The 14,026-nt window shown below is 65.2% G+C and carries 9 protein-coding genes; 5 read left to right on the top strand and 4 right to left on the bottom strand.

What is annotated here, in order from left to right:
* Positions 1 to 16 precede the first annotated feature (16 nt).
* Positions 17 to 1,666 (bottom strand): purine-cytosine permease family protein, encoded by a 1,650-nt coding sequence (locus DWV11_RS09450; RefSeq protein ID WP_115788631.1) that lies wholly within the window; start codon positions 1,664 to 1,666, stop codon positions 17 to 19.
* A 206-nt stretch (positions 1,667 to 1,872) separates the two neighbouring features.
* Here DWV11_RS09450 and DWV11_RS09445 point away from each other — a divergent pair, with 206 nt between their 5' ends.
* The gene (locus DWV11_RS09445; RefSeq protein WP_168404639.1) at positions 1,873 to 3,381 is read left to right on the top strand and encodes a PucR family transcriptional regulator; all 1,509 of its coding nucleotides are present in this window, start codon (positions 1,873 to 1,875) and stop codon (positions 3,379 to 3,381) included.
* A gap of 83 nt (positions 3,382 to 3,464) precedes the next feature.
* Here the strand turns inward: DWV11_RS09445 and DWV11_RS09440 are convergent, their stop codons facing one another.
* The 3 genes from DWV11_RS09440 to DWV11_RS09430 are packed head-to-tail and all read right to left on the bottom strand — an operon-like array spanning position 3,465 to position 7,539.
* Entirely contained in the window at positions 3,465 to 4,436 is a 972-nt protein-coding gene (locus DWV11_RS09440; protein WP_115788629.1) for an ABC transporter substrate-binding protein, read from the bottom strand.
* 2 nt (positions 4,437 to 4,438) lie between these two features.
* Positions 4,439 to 6,508 (bottom strand): ABC transporter permease, encoded by a 2,070-nt coding sequence (locus DWV11_RS09435; RefSeq protein ID WP_115788628.1) that lies wholly within the window; start codon positions 6,506 to 6,508, stop codon positions 4,439 to 4,441.
* Positions 6,505 to 7,539 (bottom strand): quaternary amine ABC transporter ATP-binding protein, encoded by a 1,035-nt coding sequence (locus tag DWV11_RS09430; protein ID WP_115788627.1) that lies wholly within the window; start codon positions 7,537 to 7,539, stop codon positions 6,505 to 6,507. Before DWV11_RS09430 ends, DWV11_RS09435 begins: the two co-directional genes overlap by 4 nt.
* 550 nt (positions 7,540 to 8,089) lie before the next feature.
* Between DWV11_RS09430 and DWV11_RS09425 the strand changes: the two genes are divergently transcribed.
* The 4 genes from DWV11_RS09425 to DWV11_RS09410 all read left to right on the top strand — a co-directional run bounded on the left by DWV11_RS09425 (position 8,090) and on the right by DWV11_RS09410 (position 13,965).
* A complete protein-coding gene (locus tag DWV11_RS09425; protein WP_115788626.1) occupies positions 8,090 to 8,674 on the top strand; it encodes a TetR/AcrR family transcriptional regulator in 585 nt (194 codons plus the stop codon).
* A 303-nt stretch (positions 8,675 to 8,977) separates the two neighbouring features.
* A complete protein-coding gene (betA, locus tag DWV11_RS09420; RefSeq protein WP_115788625.1) occupies positions 8,978 to 10,684 on the top strand; it encodes a choline dehydrogenase in 1,707 nt (568 codons plus the stop codon).
* 4 nt (positions 10,685 to 10,688) lie between these two features.
* Positions 10,689 to 12,194, top strand: a complete 1,506-nt coding sequence (locus tag DWV11_RS09415; RefSeq protein WP_210725708.1) for an aldehyde dehydrogenase family protein — start codon at positions 10,689 to 10,691, stop codon at positions 12,192 to 12,194.
* Between the two features lie 148 nt (positions 12,195 to 12,342).
* A complete protein-coding gene (locus DWV11_RS09410; RefSeq protein WP_168404637.1) occupies positions 12,343 to 13,965 on the top strand; it encodes an APC family permease in 1,623 nt (540 codons plus the stop codon).
* Positions 13,966 to 14,026: the final 61 nt, after the last annotated feature.

Below are 14,026 nucleotides of genomic sequence, written 5' to 3'. Positions count from 1 at the left end.
GTGGTGCGGTGGGGAATTACGGGGTGGTGACGTTGCTCGCCCCGGGCGAGGCGACACCGCTGGCGGGCGGGCGGACGGACGACGCCGGGTGGCCGCCGTCGGGCGCTGTGTCAGTAAGCCCTGGTTCGCCAAGCACTCCGTCACCCAGCACTCCGTCACCAAGCGCTGCGTCGCCGTGCGCGGCGAGGTACGCCTGGTCGTCCACGCCCACCTTGAGGCCGAGCGGCACGCCGTGGTGGAGCCGGCTGCGGAAGCGGGGGTAGGCAAGGGCGAAGTACAGTGCGCCCGAGGTGAGCGAACCGGCGAGCCAGGAGAGGTCCACGCCGCCCATTGCGGTGGCGATCGGCCCCTGGAAGATCGGCAGGGCGCCATACATGAACAGCCAGGTCATCACGAGGCCGGCTCCGAACGCGATGAGGGCACGCGGGTTGGCGGCCTTGAGCCGGCTGTCCCGCGGGCTCAGGAACAGGTAACCGAAGTTCTTTTGCCGGCGTTCGAAGACGAAGTAGTGGACTGCCATGATGCCGCCCCAGGTGGCCACCCACGCCGCGATCGCGATGACCCAGCTGTCCAGGAGGGTCGCGAAATCCTCCGCGAAGAGGAAGAGGATCACGGCGCACATCGAGAAGATGCCGACCACGATCGAGATCTTCTTGCGGGAGATCTTGATGTCGAGGGCCTGCGTGGCCACGCCGAAGGTGTAGAGGTTGATGATGTTGGTGGCGATCGGGCCGTGAATGACGAGCAGGATGACGGGGATGGCCATGGCGCCGAAGCTCTTGACGATCAGCTCGCCCGGGTCGGCGGTGCCGTTCATTGTCGCCAGGCTGGCACCCAGCAGGCCGAGCCAGATAACGGGCAGGAACTGGCCGAGGACCGAGGTGAGGTAGAGCTTGCGCGGCGCGATGCTCTTGGAGACGAAGCGGGAGTAGTCGGGAGCGTACGTGAACCATCCGATGCCCCAGCCGATGCCGATCGCCGTCATGATGCCGGACATCGCGGCGATGCGCTCCCCGCCGCTGAGCACCTCGCCGGCGGGGCCAGCGTAGCTCCAGTCGATGGGCAGTTGGGTCCAGGCGATGATGGACATCGCCACGAGGACCAGGAGCGTGGGCGGCATGGTGATGCGCTCGAACTTGGCGATCGCGCCATAGCCGCGGTAGCAGATGGCCACCTGGACGCTCATGATGATGGCTGCGACGCCGATCTTCCAGGCCAGGTTTTCCTGGGCAGGATCTACCCAGCCGATCATGCCGAAGAGCGCCATGACCAGGTCGAGGATGACCCAGGTGTTCACGGCGGACCAGCCGACGGCGACAATCGCCTGGATGGCGGCCGGGATGTAGGCGCCGCGGCGGCCGAAGGCGCCCCGGGCGAGCAGCATGCCCGTTGCCCCGGTCTTCTGGCCGAGGAGCACGAAGAAACCGAACCCGACCATGCCGATGATGTTGCCTAGGATGAGCACCGTCATGGTGTCTGCGAGGCCGAGGCCCATGTTGATGCCGAGGGCGCCGAGGATCCAGTTGATGGGGGCGACGTTGGCCCCGGCCCAGATCCAGAACTGCCCGGAAACTTTGGTGGTGCGCGCCGACTCTGGAACGGGCTGCAGCACATCCTCGACGACGTGCGTGGCGTTCTCAGAATGGCTCTGAGTGCGAAGGCTCATGGGAGACTACTTTCTCTGTGTGTTCGCTGGGGGAGCGAGTAGCCGGCTCCTTCCACTGTATGGCTGGAAACCCGCGTCCAGTAGACTCACCCTGTCACCATTGAATGCTGCAGGGGGATACAGACTGTCACCTGCACGAGATGCGCGTTACACGCCCCGGACGGTCACATGCCCGGACGGCAAACAAGCGGAAAAGGAGACGCCGCATGGCGGTTCCCCTCAGGGAAGTCCTGGAGAGCGAAGCCCTCCTGCCCGGCCACCCCGTGGTCCTCGCGGGGCAGGAAGCGGTCGCCCAGCGGACGGTACGCTGGGTGCACTCGAGCGAGGTGGTGCAGATCGCGCCGCTGCTTCGGGGCGGCGAGCTCCTGCTGGTGGGTGGCCAGAACTTCCTGGCCCTTCGCGAAGGCGCGCAGCTTGAGTACATCCGCAGCCTCTCCGAGCGCGGGGTCGCGTGCGTCGCCTTCGAAACAGCCGGCGGCCGGGACATTCCCGCCGAGGTGCTGGCTGCCGCCGAGGAGGCAGGGCTCCCGCTGGTGGAGCTGAGGAACGTGGTGCCTTTCGTCGAGGTCGCCGAATGGGTGAACCGCCGCATCGTCTCCCGGCAGGTCGAGGCCCTCCAGAGAGCAGACGCCCTCTCGCAGCAGCTCGCCGGGCAGATGGCGGCGGGCGGGTCCCCGCTCCTGCCGATCCTCGAGCTCACAGCACGCGCCCTGGATGCCTGGGTGGCCGTGATCGACCCGCGCGGTGTCGTGATGGAATCTGCCGGGGCCGAACCGGCGGACGAGCGCCTGCAGTCCCTCAGCGTCGAACTGAATGTCGGCGGCATCGATATCGCCAGGCTCGAAATCTCCTCCGCTTCGGAAGATCCCGATCTCCTCGAGACCGTGGCCCAACGGATCCGCGGCATCGTGGCGCTTGCGCTGTCGCAACGCCACCGGCCCAGCCTCGCCCGGATGGCTGATGACGCGCTGCTGCGGATGATCGTGGCCGGGGGAGGCGGCGACCAGCTCCTCGAGCTGGCAGAAGCAGCCGGGCTGCGCCCGGACGTGCCTGTCGCCGTCGCGCTCTTCCGCTCCCGCGACTCCGGGCGTCCCGCGCCCGACGCCGAGCGGGCACTCCGCGCGAAAGGCACCCATATCCGCCTCCACGCCGACGGCGACGCCCTGATCGCGCTTGTCGCGTTCGAAAGCGGGGGAAGCGTCGCCGCCCGGCAGGAGCTGATCAACTCGCTGCGTGAGTCGCTCTCCGGCAGCGGCACCCTCGGCGCGCTCGGTCCCACCGAACCGTCCATCCGCGGGGCGTCACGATCACTCGCCGAAGCCCGCGCCACCCTGCGGCTCGGACGCGCGTCCAAGTGGGAGCACGCCGTCTACGACAGTGCCGACTTCGTCGTCGAACGCTTCGCCGAGCGGGAACTGCCCCGGCAGGCTGTCGAACTCTTCGTCGAAGAGACCCTCGAGCCGCTGCTGGAACTCGAGCGCCGCCGCGGAGGCGAACTGGTGCGTACCTTGGATGTGTGGATCACCGAGGGCTGCAACACCGCAGAGGCGGCCCGGGTCCTCTTCCTCGAACGACAGAGCCTGCACAAGCGGCTGGCCCGGATCTTCGAGGTCCTCGGCGGCGATCCCCGCGGGACAGGACGGCTCGGGGCGCTCGCGTTTGCGGTCAAGCTCGTCCGCGGAAACGCCCGGCTCCGCGACGGCGCGCGCGGCTGAGCGTTGGCCCGGAAACGCACGACGCCGGGCACCAATTCGGTGCCCGGCGCCGTGCCGGCTTGGAGTCGTGCTGTGGAGAAAGGCTACTTGAGCCAGGCAGCTACCTGCTCGGGGTGCGCATCCACCCACTTCTTGGCCGCAGCCTCAGGCTTCATGCCGTTCTGGATGTCCGTTGCCACGGAATCCTGGTCGGCGTTGGTCCAGCTGAAGGCCTTGGCAAGTTTGGCCGCAGGGGAGCCGCTGTCCGCGAACTTCTTGGAGATGATCTTGTTCAAGGTGTAGTCCGGGTAGTCGCAGGCAATCTTCTCGGCATCCGCGTCGCAGCCCTTGGTCCACTTCGGAAGATTGACCTTGGCCAGCGGAACCTCGCTGAGGAACCACTGCGGCTCGTAGAAGTAGCCCAACAGCGGGGTCTTGTTCTTTTCGGCGGCGCGGAACGACTGGATCAGGGACGCTTCCGAGCCTGAATAGACAACCTTGTAGTCCAGGTTGAGGTTCTTGACGAGGGCCTCGTCATTGGTCACGAACGCCGGATCGCCGTCCAGGAGCTGGCCCTTGCCGCCGGACTCAGAGGTCTTCAGGAGGGACGCGTACTTGTTCAGGTTCTTGCTGTCCAGGATGTCCGGGTGGGCCTTTGCAAGCCATGGCGGAACGTACCAGCCGATCCGGCCTTTGTTCCCGGTCGGTCCGGCATCGACTGCCACGGCCTGATCGGTGATGTATTGCTTGGCCAAGTCTGCATGGCCCCAGTTTTCGATGATGACATCGACTTCACCCGAGCCGAAGCCTTGCCAGGCGATCTGCTCGTTGAGGTCCTTCTGCACCACCGTGCAGCCCAGCTTGTCCTTGGCTACGTAGCTGTACACTGCAGCGTTCGCCGTGTAGCCGACCCAGGCGTTGAGGGCTACATTGACGGTGCCGCAGCTTGCTTTGGAGCCGTCGGCTGCCGCCGTCTGGTTGAGGGAGGAGCCTCCACAGCCGGCAAGAAGCAGGGCTGTTGCGGCAGCTCCGGCCAGGGCTGGGACAACACGTCTGATGACGCTGGTTTTTCTCATGGTCAAGCCTCCTTGGTGGTGGGAACGGAGTTCGGGGTGGGTTTTGCGGTGCGGTGGGATCTTGCCGGCGCCGCGAATGCGGCTGCCTGGGTGATGCGGTCAAGCAGGATTCCGAGGAAGACGATGGCCAAGCCGGCGGCCAGGCCCTTGCCGAAGAGCGAGCTCTGGACGAAGCCTCCGACGACGTCGTATCCGAGGCCGCCGGCGCCGACCAGCGCTCCCACAACAACCATCGCCAGGACGTAGATGAGTCCTTGGTTGGCAGCCAGTCCCAGGGACTTCCTGGCCATGGGGAGCTGGACCTTCGTGATGACCTGCCACGGGGTCGAGCCGCTGGACACGGCTGCCTCGACCACGGTCGGGGAGACACCTGTGATGCCGTCGGCCATGATCTTGATCGCGGCCGGCGCGGCATAGATCACGCCTGCCACGATTGCGGTGAAGCGGGTTGCGCCGAAAAGGCCGAGGAAGGGAACGAGGTAGACAAAGGAGGGCAAGGTTTGCCCGGCGTCGAGGATCGGCCGCAGGAAGTTGTCCAACCGCTTGGAGCGGCCCATCGCGACGCCGAACACAACTCCCAGCAGCATGACGATCACGGTCGCTACCAGCGTGCTCGCGAGGGTCGCCATCGCGTCGCCCCACAAGCCGAGGTAGACGATCGCAGCGAGGCAGCCGAGTACCAGGGCGGTGAGCTTCCAGCCGCCGAAGGCGTAGGCCGCAAGGGCCAGGACCGCGAAGATGATGAAGAACGGTGTATCTGTCAGGACGGTTTGGAAGGGGTTGAGCAACGAAACAGTCATGCCTTCGCGGAACGTCTCGGTCAGCAGGGAAAGATGCGTCTGAAGCCAGTCGCTCGCCCCGGCGACACCGTTGACGATGTCTGGACCGAAGTTGACCTCCTGGGGGAATTGGGCGGCCCAGAGAACAGTCCTGGAAAGCTGGATAAGAACCAGTACGATGGCGAAACCGGCTGCCAGCAGGATGGTGCGGAGGCGGCGCGGGAGTTTGCTTTGGCGTCGTTGGGTTTTGGGTTTTGCGCGTTCGCTTGCCGCTGTGGTTACGCGGTCCAGGACGATCGCCATGAGGACGATCGAGAGGCCTGCGTTCACTGCGGTGCCGACGTCGAGCGACTGCAGGGCGCGAACCACTACCTGGCCGAGGCCGGGTGCGGCGATCAGCGCGGCAATGGTAACCATGGACAATGCGGCCATGGTGCCTTGGTTGATGCCCATGACGATCGTCCGCTTGGCCATGGGTATCTGGAGGGTGAACAAGCGCTGCAGTCCGGTGGTTCCCAGGGAATCGGATGCTTCGCGGGTGTTCTCCGGGATCCCCCTGATGCCGTGGGCGGTCAGGCGGATGATGGGCGGCGCTGCATAAATCACGGTGGCGATGACGGCGGAGGCCGGACCGATCAGGAACACCAGCGCGAGGGGTGCCAGGTAGACGAAGGACGGCAGGATCTGCATAAAGTCCAGCACCGGCGTGACGGCCTTCTGGAAGCGGCTGCTGACGCCGGCCAACACGCCCAGCGGAATGCCGACGCAGAGTGAGAGCAATACCGCCGTAAGGACGAGGGCAAAGGTGTAGGCGGCCTCGACGAAGAGTCCCTGCAAGCCGAAGAAGACGAACACGGCGACGGTTAGCAGGGCCACCCTCGCATTGCCAACGGCCCAGGCAATCCACCCCAGCAGGGCTACCGTCCCCAGCCAGCCGATTTCGGGCAGTCGCAGGCCGGTGGTGCTGGCCGCGAAGATGGTCGTGAACGCGTTGGCAACAGCGTCGACGCCGGTACGGAGCGGGGACAGCAGGTAAAGGAACACCGGGTTGTCGGTACGGTTCGATGCCACCCACGAGTTGAAATGGTTCAGCGTGCGGTGCAGATCGGTCAATTCCGAGGTGGGAAGCGCCAAGGTAGCGGTTCCGTGGAGGAAAAGGAATCCCAGGAGCCAGGTCAAGGCTGCGCTGCCAAGGAGCACAACCCGGCGGCTGGGCCGGCGACGGCGAGGTTCAGGATTGGGGGAAGGTTCGGTGCGTACCGTTTCTTTCGCTTCGGTCAGGGTGGCGCTCATGCTGCTGCTCTCACTCCGCGAAGCACGGAGAGGATGCTGTCGCGATCGATCTGGCCGGTGATGGCGCCTGCTTCTTCGACAAGGACCGGGCTGGATGAATGCATGACGGTGTGGATGGCGTCGCGGATGATAGTGCTGGAGCTCAGCACGGGCGCGTCGCTTGGCGTTCCCGGGGCTACGGCTTCGGCGATCCATTTCAGGGTGAGGACGTCCGAACGGGGGACTTCGGAGACGAAGTCGGCGATGTAGTCGTTGGCCGGAGAGCCGACAAGTTCGTCACCGGTGCCGCACTGGACTGCTTCTCCGTGCCGCATGATCAGGATCCGGTCGCCCAGTTTGAGGGCTTCGGAAAGATCGTGGGTCACGAAGACCATGGTTTTTCCCATGTCTTTGTGGAGGCGGATGACTTCGGCCTGCATGTCGCGGCGGATCAGCGGATCCAGCGCGGAGAACGGCTCGTCGAACAGGATGGTGTCCGGATCGCCAGCCAAAGCACGGCCAAGTCCTACGCGTTGCTGCATGCCGCCGGAGAGCTGTTCAGGGAAGTGCTGTTCGTAGCCTTTGAGGCCTACCAGTTCGATGACTTCCCTGGACCGGGCGTAGCGTTCGCTCTTTGAGGCGCCACGGATCTGCAGCCCGTAAGCGACGTTGTCCAGCACGGTGCGGTGCGGCAGGAGGCCGAAGTGCTGGAACACCATGGACATCTTCCGCCTGCGCAGCTCGCGCAGTTCGGCGGCGTTGGCTTCCAGGATGTTCTTGTTGCCGACCGTTACACGGCCCGAGGTGGGTTCAATCAGCCGGGTCAGGCAACGGATCAAAGTGGACTTTCCGGACCCGGAGAGACCCATGATGACGAAGACTTCGCCCTTGGCGACGTCAAAATTCATGTCCCGGACCGCTGCCACGCAACCGGTGCGTGCCAGCAGCTCTGAGGAAGACAATGATGCCAGTTCCGGGTTTGTGGGGATCTTCGCGCCGCCTGGTCCGAAGACTTTCCAAAGATTGCGTACTGATATGTCGGAACTGTTCATTCCTGTACTCCTGCTGGGCTGCTGCTCCGGGCGGGGCAGCGTGTGGGGAAAGGATGGGGAAAGCTCGCGTTCACGATGGTTGTTTAATGTGCAACCTCCATCGCGATACGCAACACCGTGACGCAATTCACACCCTGTTGTCAAGCATTTTGTTCGGCCTTGGGCCTTCATGACTTGCGCCAGCCGGGCAGTTTTGCGTAGCGCGATGCGCGTTAGGCTCGCGCATTGCGACCTTGGGGCGTGCGCCGTGGGCAGCGCTTGCTATATGGCAGTAGGAGGAATCGTTTCTGTACCGTCCAGACGAAATGGTTGCGTTGCACCTGGCTCCCCGGCGGTTGCGGCTGTCATATTTTTCGAGCCCGCGATACATAAATCGTGTTGTGTAATACGCAACTCAATGGGAGCGGAATCCGGGCGCAACGAAGTGCCGGGCAGGCTTCCCGAGCCGTCCATGGCGGCGGGCTGCCAAGGACGTTCCCGTCGCCGTCGGGCCGACCGGCGGAAGTCGTGCCGGGATGCGGCGTCTGCGCTTTCGCCATAGTCTGGCGGGGTGGCTACAAGGACAGTGAATTCCGGCGCGCAGGTTGACAGGCAGTCCCGCATTTTGGACGCGGTGCTGGAGCTGTTGTCGCGCCACGGCATCTCGGGCGTCAATATGCGGGCGGTGGCCCGTGAAGCCGGCGTCGCCCTCGGACTCGTCAACTACTACTACGCAGACAAGCCAAGCCTGATTCGCGCGGTCTTGAATCGAATCGGCGAGAGCGACATGAGGCTGGTGACCCCCGATCCGGAGGCGCGCCCGGATGAGCAGCTCCGGGAAGCCTTGAGGCGGGTCGCGGGACCCGAAATCCTGACAACGGAATACTTGTCCCTGCGCCTCCACCTCTGGGCCCTCGCGCAAGCCGATGAAGGCTTTGCCCTGGTCAACGCGGAAGCGTTTGACCAGTATCTGGACGGGCTCGCAACCCTGATAGGCAATGCAAAGCCAGGGCTTTCCCGCGAAGAATGCAAGGAGCGCGCGGATGACATTGTCGTCGTGCAGAACGGGATGTGGTTGACGTCCCTGCTGGGCATCGACAAGGCGGCGATCCAGCGGAGCATTGCCCGCACTGAACAGATCGCCTTCGCCGACTAGCGAAAAACCCAACGGCTTTGCCTCGTGACGGTTTGTGACCGGCAGTGCGCCGACGTGCCGAAGCGGTTGCTGGTGCACGACGGGCTTCGCAAAGCCGAGAGTGCGCTCACGCTTGAACAAATGTCCAGTCGAAGTCTTGAACATATGTTCAAGCTCGGCTAGCCTCGAATATATGACCTGCACCACACCGGTGCGGTCCCGCGGAGACTGGCCGTCTGGGCCAGCGGCGCCCGCATGCAGCGCCATGGGCTTCGGTGTTGGCACCAAGCCGCATCCGCGTCGAGGCACAAGGAGACTTGCAGAATGACAGAGACTAGCTACGACTACGTCATCGTGGGCGGAGGAAGCGCCGGCTCCGTGCTGGCCAATCGACTGAGTGAAGGCGGCACCCGCAGCGTTCTGGTCCTTGAAGCGGGCCGCAGCGACTACCCTTGGGACCTGTTCATCCAGATGCCTGCTGCCCTGACCTTCCCCAGCGGCAACCCGCTCTACGACTGGCGCTACGAATCGGACCCGGAACCGTACATGGGCGGCCGCCGCGTGGCCCACGCCCGCGGCAAGGTGCTGGGCGGTTCCAGCTCGATCAACGGCATGATCTTCCAGCGCGGCAACCCCATGGACTACGAGCGCTGGGGCGCCGACGCCGGTATGGAAACCTGGGACTTCGCCCACTGCCTTCCGTACTTCCGCCGCATGGAGAACACCCTCGCGGCCGATCCGGACGATGAGTTCCGCGGGCACTCCGGCCCGCTCGTCCTGGAGCGCGGACCAGCCACCAACCCGCTGTTCCAGTCCTTCTTCCAGGCCGCCCAGCAGGCAGGCTTCCCGCTCACGGACGACGTCAACGGCTACCGCCAGGAGGGCTTCGCACCCTTCGACCGGAACGTCCACAAGGGCCAGCGCCTCTCGGCCTCCCGAGCCTACCTGCGGCCGAACACCGGCCGGAGCAACCTCACGGTCCTCACCCGGGCTCTGGTCACGAAGGTCAACTTCACGGGCAATGTGGCCACCGGCGTCACCTACCGCCGGAACGGCAAGCTGCACACCGTCAACGCGGGCGAAGTGATCCTCTCGGGCGGTGCCATCAACACCCCGCAGCTGCTGCAGCTCTCCGGCGTCGGCGACTCGAAGCACCTGAAGTCCCTCGGTATCAACCCGGTGGTCAACCTGCCCGGCGTCGGCGAAAACCTGCAGGACCACCTTGAGGTCTACATCCAGCACGCCTGCACCCAGCCCGTGTCGATGCAGCCGGCCCTCGACGTCTGGCGTATGCCGTGGATCGGTATGCAATGGCTCTTCGGACGCAAGGGCCCTGCCGCCACGAACCACTTCGAGGGCGGCGGCTTCGTCCGATCCAACGAGGACGTGAGCTACCCGAACCTGATGTTCCACTTCCTGCCCGTCGCGGTCCGCTACGACGGCCAGAAGGCGGACGCGAAGCACGGCTACCAGGTGCACATCGGCCCGATGTATTCGGATGCCCGGGGCAGCCTGAAGATCAAGTCCACTGACCCCACCGTCCACCCGTCCATGGTCTTCAACTACCTCTCCACCGACCAGGACCGCCGCGAATGGGTCGAGGCCGTCCGGATTTCCCGCGACATCCTCAGCCAGTCCGCGATGGCACCGTTCAACGGCGGCGAGATCTCTCCCGGCCCCAGCGTCCGGACGGACAAGGAAATCCTGGACTGGGTGGCCGCAGACGCCGAAACGGCCCTGCACCCCTCCTGCACCGCCAAGATGGGACCGGAATCCGATCCCATGGCCGTGGTCAACCCGCTGGACATGTCCGTGCACGGCACCAAGGGACTGCGCGTCGTGGACGCCTCCGCGATGCCGTACGTCACCAACGGCAACATCTACGCTCCGGTGATGATGCTGGCCGAGCGTGCCTCCGACCTGATCCTCGGCAAGACTCCGCTGGCTGCACAACACACCGAGTTCTACCGCCACGGAATCTCGCCGCTCGAGCGCCCCACGTCCGCAAACGGCCAGGCAGTGAGGAGCTAGGACAATGACCGTTACGGAAACCGAAAACAAGACCGTCCGGGGCATCTTCGTCGACGGCGGCTGGCACCAGGCATCCGACGGCGGGACGACGGTGGTTCGTTGTCCGGCGGACGGTAGCGAGGTGGCTGTTGTCGCTTCATCCACCACCGAGGACGCCGAGCGGGCCATCGCCAGTGCCCGGGCAGCGTTCGACGGCGGTGCGTGGCGCCGGCTGACGGACCTCGAGCGCGGGGCGGTCATGCTGCGGGTCGCGGAGCTACTTGAACGGGACAAGGCGGCCTATGCCCGGGCCGAGTCGCTCGACACCGGTAAGCGCCTGGTCGAGGCCGAATACGACATCGACGACATCGCCGCGTGTTTCCGCTATTACGGCAAGGTCGCGGGCCTCGATGCGGGGCGCGTGATCGACACGGGGCGTCCGAACGCCATCAGCCGCGTGGTCTACGAGCCGCTCGGCGTGTGCACCCTCATTGCACCGTGGAACTACCCGCTCCTCCAGGCGGCCTGGAAGGTGGCACCGGCGCTCGTCGCGGGAAACTCCTTCGTGCTCAAGCCCAGCGAGCTGACGCCGTCGACGTCCATCCTGCTGATGGAAACACTGGCCGAGGCCGGGGTACCCGCCGGCGTTGCGAACCTGGTCACTGGACGCGGATCGCGGGTGGGACCGGTCCTGAGTGCGGACCCGCGGGTGGACCTGGTCTCCATGACCGGAAGCCTGGCCACGGGGCAGACCATCATGGCGGCGGCCGCGGACACCGTGAAGCGCGTCGCCTTCGAGCTTGGCGGAAAGAACCCGAACGTTGTCTTCGCGGACGCGGACTGGGACGCCGCCGTCGACAACGCCTTGACCGCAGTCTTCCTGCACTCCGGCCAGGTCTGCTCGGCCGGAGCCCGGCTCGTCGTCGAGGAGACCATCGCGGAGCGCTTCGTCTCCGAGGTGGTCGAGCGGGCGAAGAAGATCCGGATGGGTGGACCCTTCGACGCCGAGGCGGAAACGGGCCCGCTCATCTCCGCGAAGCACCGCGAGCAGGTCCACGCCTACGTCCAAGCCGGCATTGCGGAGGGCGCCGAGCTGCTGTGCGGCGGCTACATCCCCGACGAAGGACCGCTCGCAGGCGGCTTCTTCTACCCGCCCACCGTGCTCGGCAACTGCCGCTCCGGCATGAGCGTGCTGCGTGAGGAGTCATTCGGGCCGGTGCTGACAGTGGAGACGTTCCGGACCGAAGCCGAGGCCGTCGCCATTGCCAACGACACGGAATACGGCCTGGCGGGGGCGGTCTGGACTTCGGACGCGTCGAAGGCGCAGCGCGTCGCCGGCGAGCTCCGGCACGGCACCGTCTGGATCAACGACTACCACCCCTACGTCCCGCAGGCGGAGTGGGGCGGTTTCGGCAAGTCCGGCATCGGCCGTGAACTTGGCAGCGCGGGCCTCAACGAATACCGGGAGGCAAAACACATCTGGCAGAACATCCAGCCCGCTCCCAGCGGCTGGTTCGGCCAGCCCGCCTAAGACTTGCCCACCGAAGCGTGGGCGGGTACAGCAGGCAAGCATCACTCAAGGGGGACACGGGCCGGGCGTGGAATGAGGCACGCCCGGCCGGTCCCGCCGGCCTCCAGGCGCGGCGGGAAACATCGTGCCATTCGACTTAGGAGCTCAGATGTCAGAATCGCGCAGTACTGACACAAGCAGGACAAGCAAGGCCGCTGACAGCAGCGGAATGGATGAGTTCGGCTACGCCCAGACCCTGGACCGCAGCATCGGCAAGTTTGCCAGTTTCGCTGCCGGCGTCAGCTACATCTCCATCCTCACCGGCGTTTTCCAACTGTTCTACTTTGGCTTTTCCACCGCGGGACCGGCGTATGCCTGGTCCTGGCCCATCGTTTTCGTCGGCCAGTTGATGGTCGCACTTTGTTTTGCCGAGCTGGCCGGACGCTACCCTGTGGCCGGTTCCGTCTACAACTGGGCCAAACGGCTCAGCTCCGGCACCTGGGCCTGGCTTTCGGGCTGGCTGCTGCTGATCTCCTCGATCGTGGCGCTCGGTTCCGTGGCCCTGGCCCTGCAGATTACCCTGCCGCAGCTCTGGGACGGCTTCCAGATCATCGGCGACGGCACCGGCCCCTACGACTTCGCGGTCAACGGCGTGCTGCTGGCCACCATCATGATCGTCATCTCCACCCTGATCAACGCGTTCGGCGTGAAGCTGATGACCAAGATCAACAGCATCGGCGTGTTCGTTGAGCTGATCGCCGCGGCGCTGCTTATCGTGGCGCTGTTCTGGCACGTGGTCAACGGCCCGGACGTCCTCTTCGACACCTCCGGTTTCGGCCAGGAGCATCCCATGGGCTTCTTCGGCGTCTTCCTGATCGCTGCCATGGCCTCTGGCTACGTCATGTACGGCTTCGACACTGCGTCCTCGCTCGGCGAGGAGACCAAGGACCCCAAGAAGACCGCACCGAAGGCCATCATCCGGGCCGTCACCGCATCCTTCCTGCTCGGCGGCCTGCTGCTCTTCGGCGGCATCCTCGCCGCACCGGACCTGAGCGACCCCAAGATCGGGTCGGCCGACGGCGGCCTGCAGTACATCGTCCTGTCCGTGCTGGGCGGCCCCTTCGGCAAAGCCTTCCTGGCCTGCATCGTGGTGGCCGTGGTGGTGTGCACCCTGGCCGTGCACGCTGCCGCCATCCGGATGATGTTCGCCATGGCCCGGGACAACAACCTCCCGTTCAGCCGCCAGCTCAGCAAGGTGGACCCGGTCCGCAAGACCCCCGCCGTCGCGGCGATCGTCATCGGCGTCCTGGCCATCATCCCGCTGATCGTCAACGTGGCACAGCCGGCCATCTTCACCATTCTTTCCAGCATCAGCATCGTGCTGATCTACCTGTCCTACCTGCTGGTCACCGTTCCGATGTTGCGCCGCCGCTTCCTGAAGAAGTGGCCACTGCCCGACGACGGCAGCGAAGTGGGCTTCAGCCTCGGCAAATGGGGCTTCGTCGTGAACCTGCTCGCCGTGCTGTGGGGCGCAGCCATGACGCTCAACCTCATCTGGCCCCGCCAGGAGATCTACAACTCCGTGCCGCCGTTTGAGTGGTACCTGCAGTGGGGCGGCGTCTTCTTCGTCGGAGCGGTGGCCGTTGCCGGTATCCTGCTCTACCGCCTGAAGATCCGGCACCAGACCGGCGTGCTCGCCGAGCACGCGGCCGCGGTTGCCGCCCACCCGTCCTCCGGTCCTCCGTCGGAACCCGTGCTCAGGGAGAGGTCCGGGATTGACACCCGGGTGTGACGCCTGCCATATTTCAAATACGCACTATGTGCATCGTGTTGTGTAATACGCAATTAGCGAT

This window comes from Arthrobacter silvisoli (genome assembly GCF_003369445.1).
GTDB classification, from domain to species: domain Bacteria; phylum Actinomycetota; class Actinomycetes; order Actinomycetales; family Micrococcaceae; genus Arthrobacter; species Arthrobacter silvisoli.
This window is presented reverse-complemented; position numbering and strand designations above follow the sequence as displayed.

What these genes read in the sequence shown, in the direction of transcription:
- DWV11_RS09410 (WP_168404637.1), top strand. Translation starts at nt 12,343, where the DNA reads ATGTCAGAATCGCGCAGTACTGACACAAGCAGGACAAGCAAGGCCGCT.
- DWV11_RS09450 (WP_115788631.1), bottom strand. Translation starts at nt 1,666, where the DNA reads ATGAGCCTTCGCACTCAGAGCCATTCTGAGAACGCCACGCACGTCGTC.
- DWV11_RS09435 (WP_115788628.1), bottom strand. Translation starts at nt 6,508, where the DNA reads ATGAGCGCCACCCTGACCGAAGCGAAAGAAACGGTACGCACCGAACCT.
- DWV11_RS09445 (WP_168404639.1), top strand. Translation starts at nt 1,873, where the DNA reads ATGGCGGTTCCCCTCAGGGAAGTCCTGGAGAGCGAAGCCCTCCTGCCC.
- DWV11_RS09430 (WP_115788627.1), bottom strand. Translation starts at nt 7,539, where the DNA reads ATGAACAGTTCCGACATATCAGTACGCAATCTTTGGAAAGTCTTCGGA.
- betA (WP_115788625.1), top strand. Translation starts at nt 8,978, where the DNA reads ATGACAGAGACTAGCTACGACTACGTCATCGTGGGCGGAGGAAGCGCC.
- DWV11_RS09415 (WP_210725708.1), top strand. Translation starts at nt 10,689, where the DNA reads ATGACCGTTACGGAAACCGAAAACAAGACCGTCCGGGGCATCTTCGTC.
- DWV11_RS09440 (WP_115788629.1), bottom strand. Translation starts at nt 4,436, where the DNA reads ATGAGAAAAACCAGCGTCATCAGACGTGTTGTCCCAGCCCTGGCCGGA.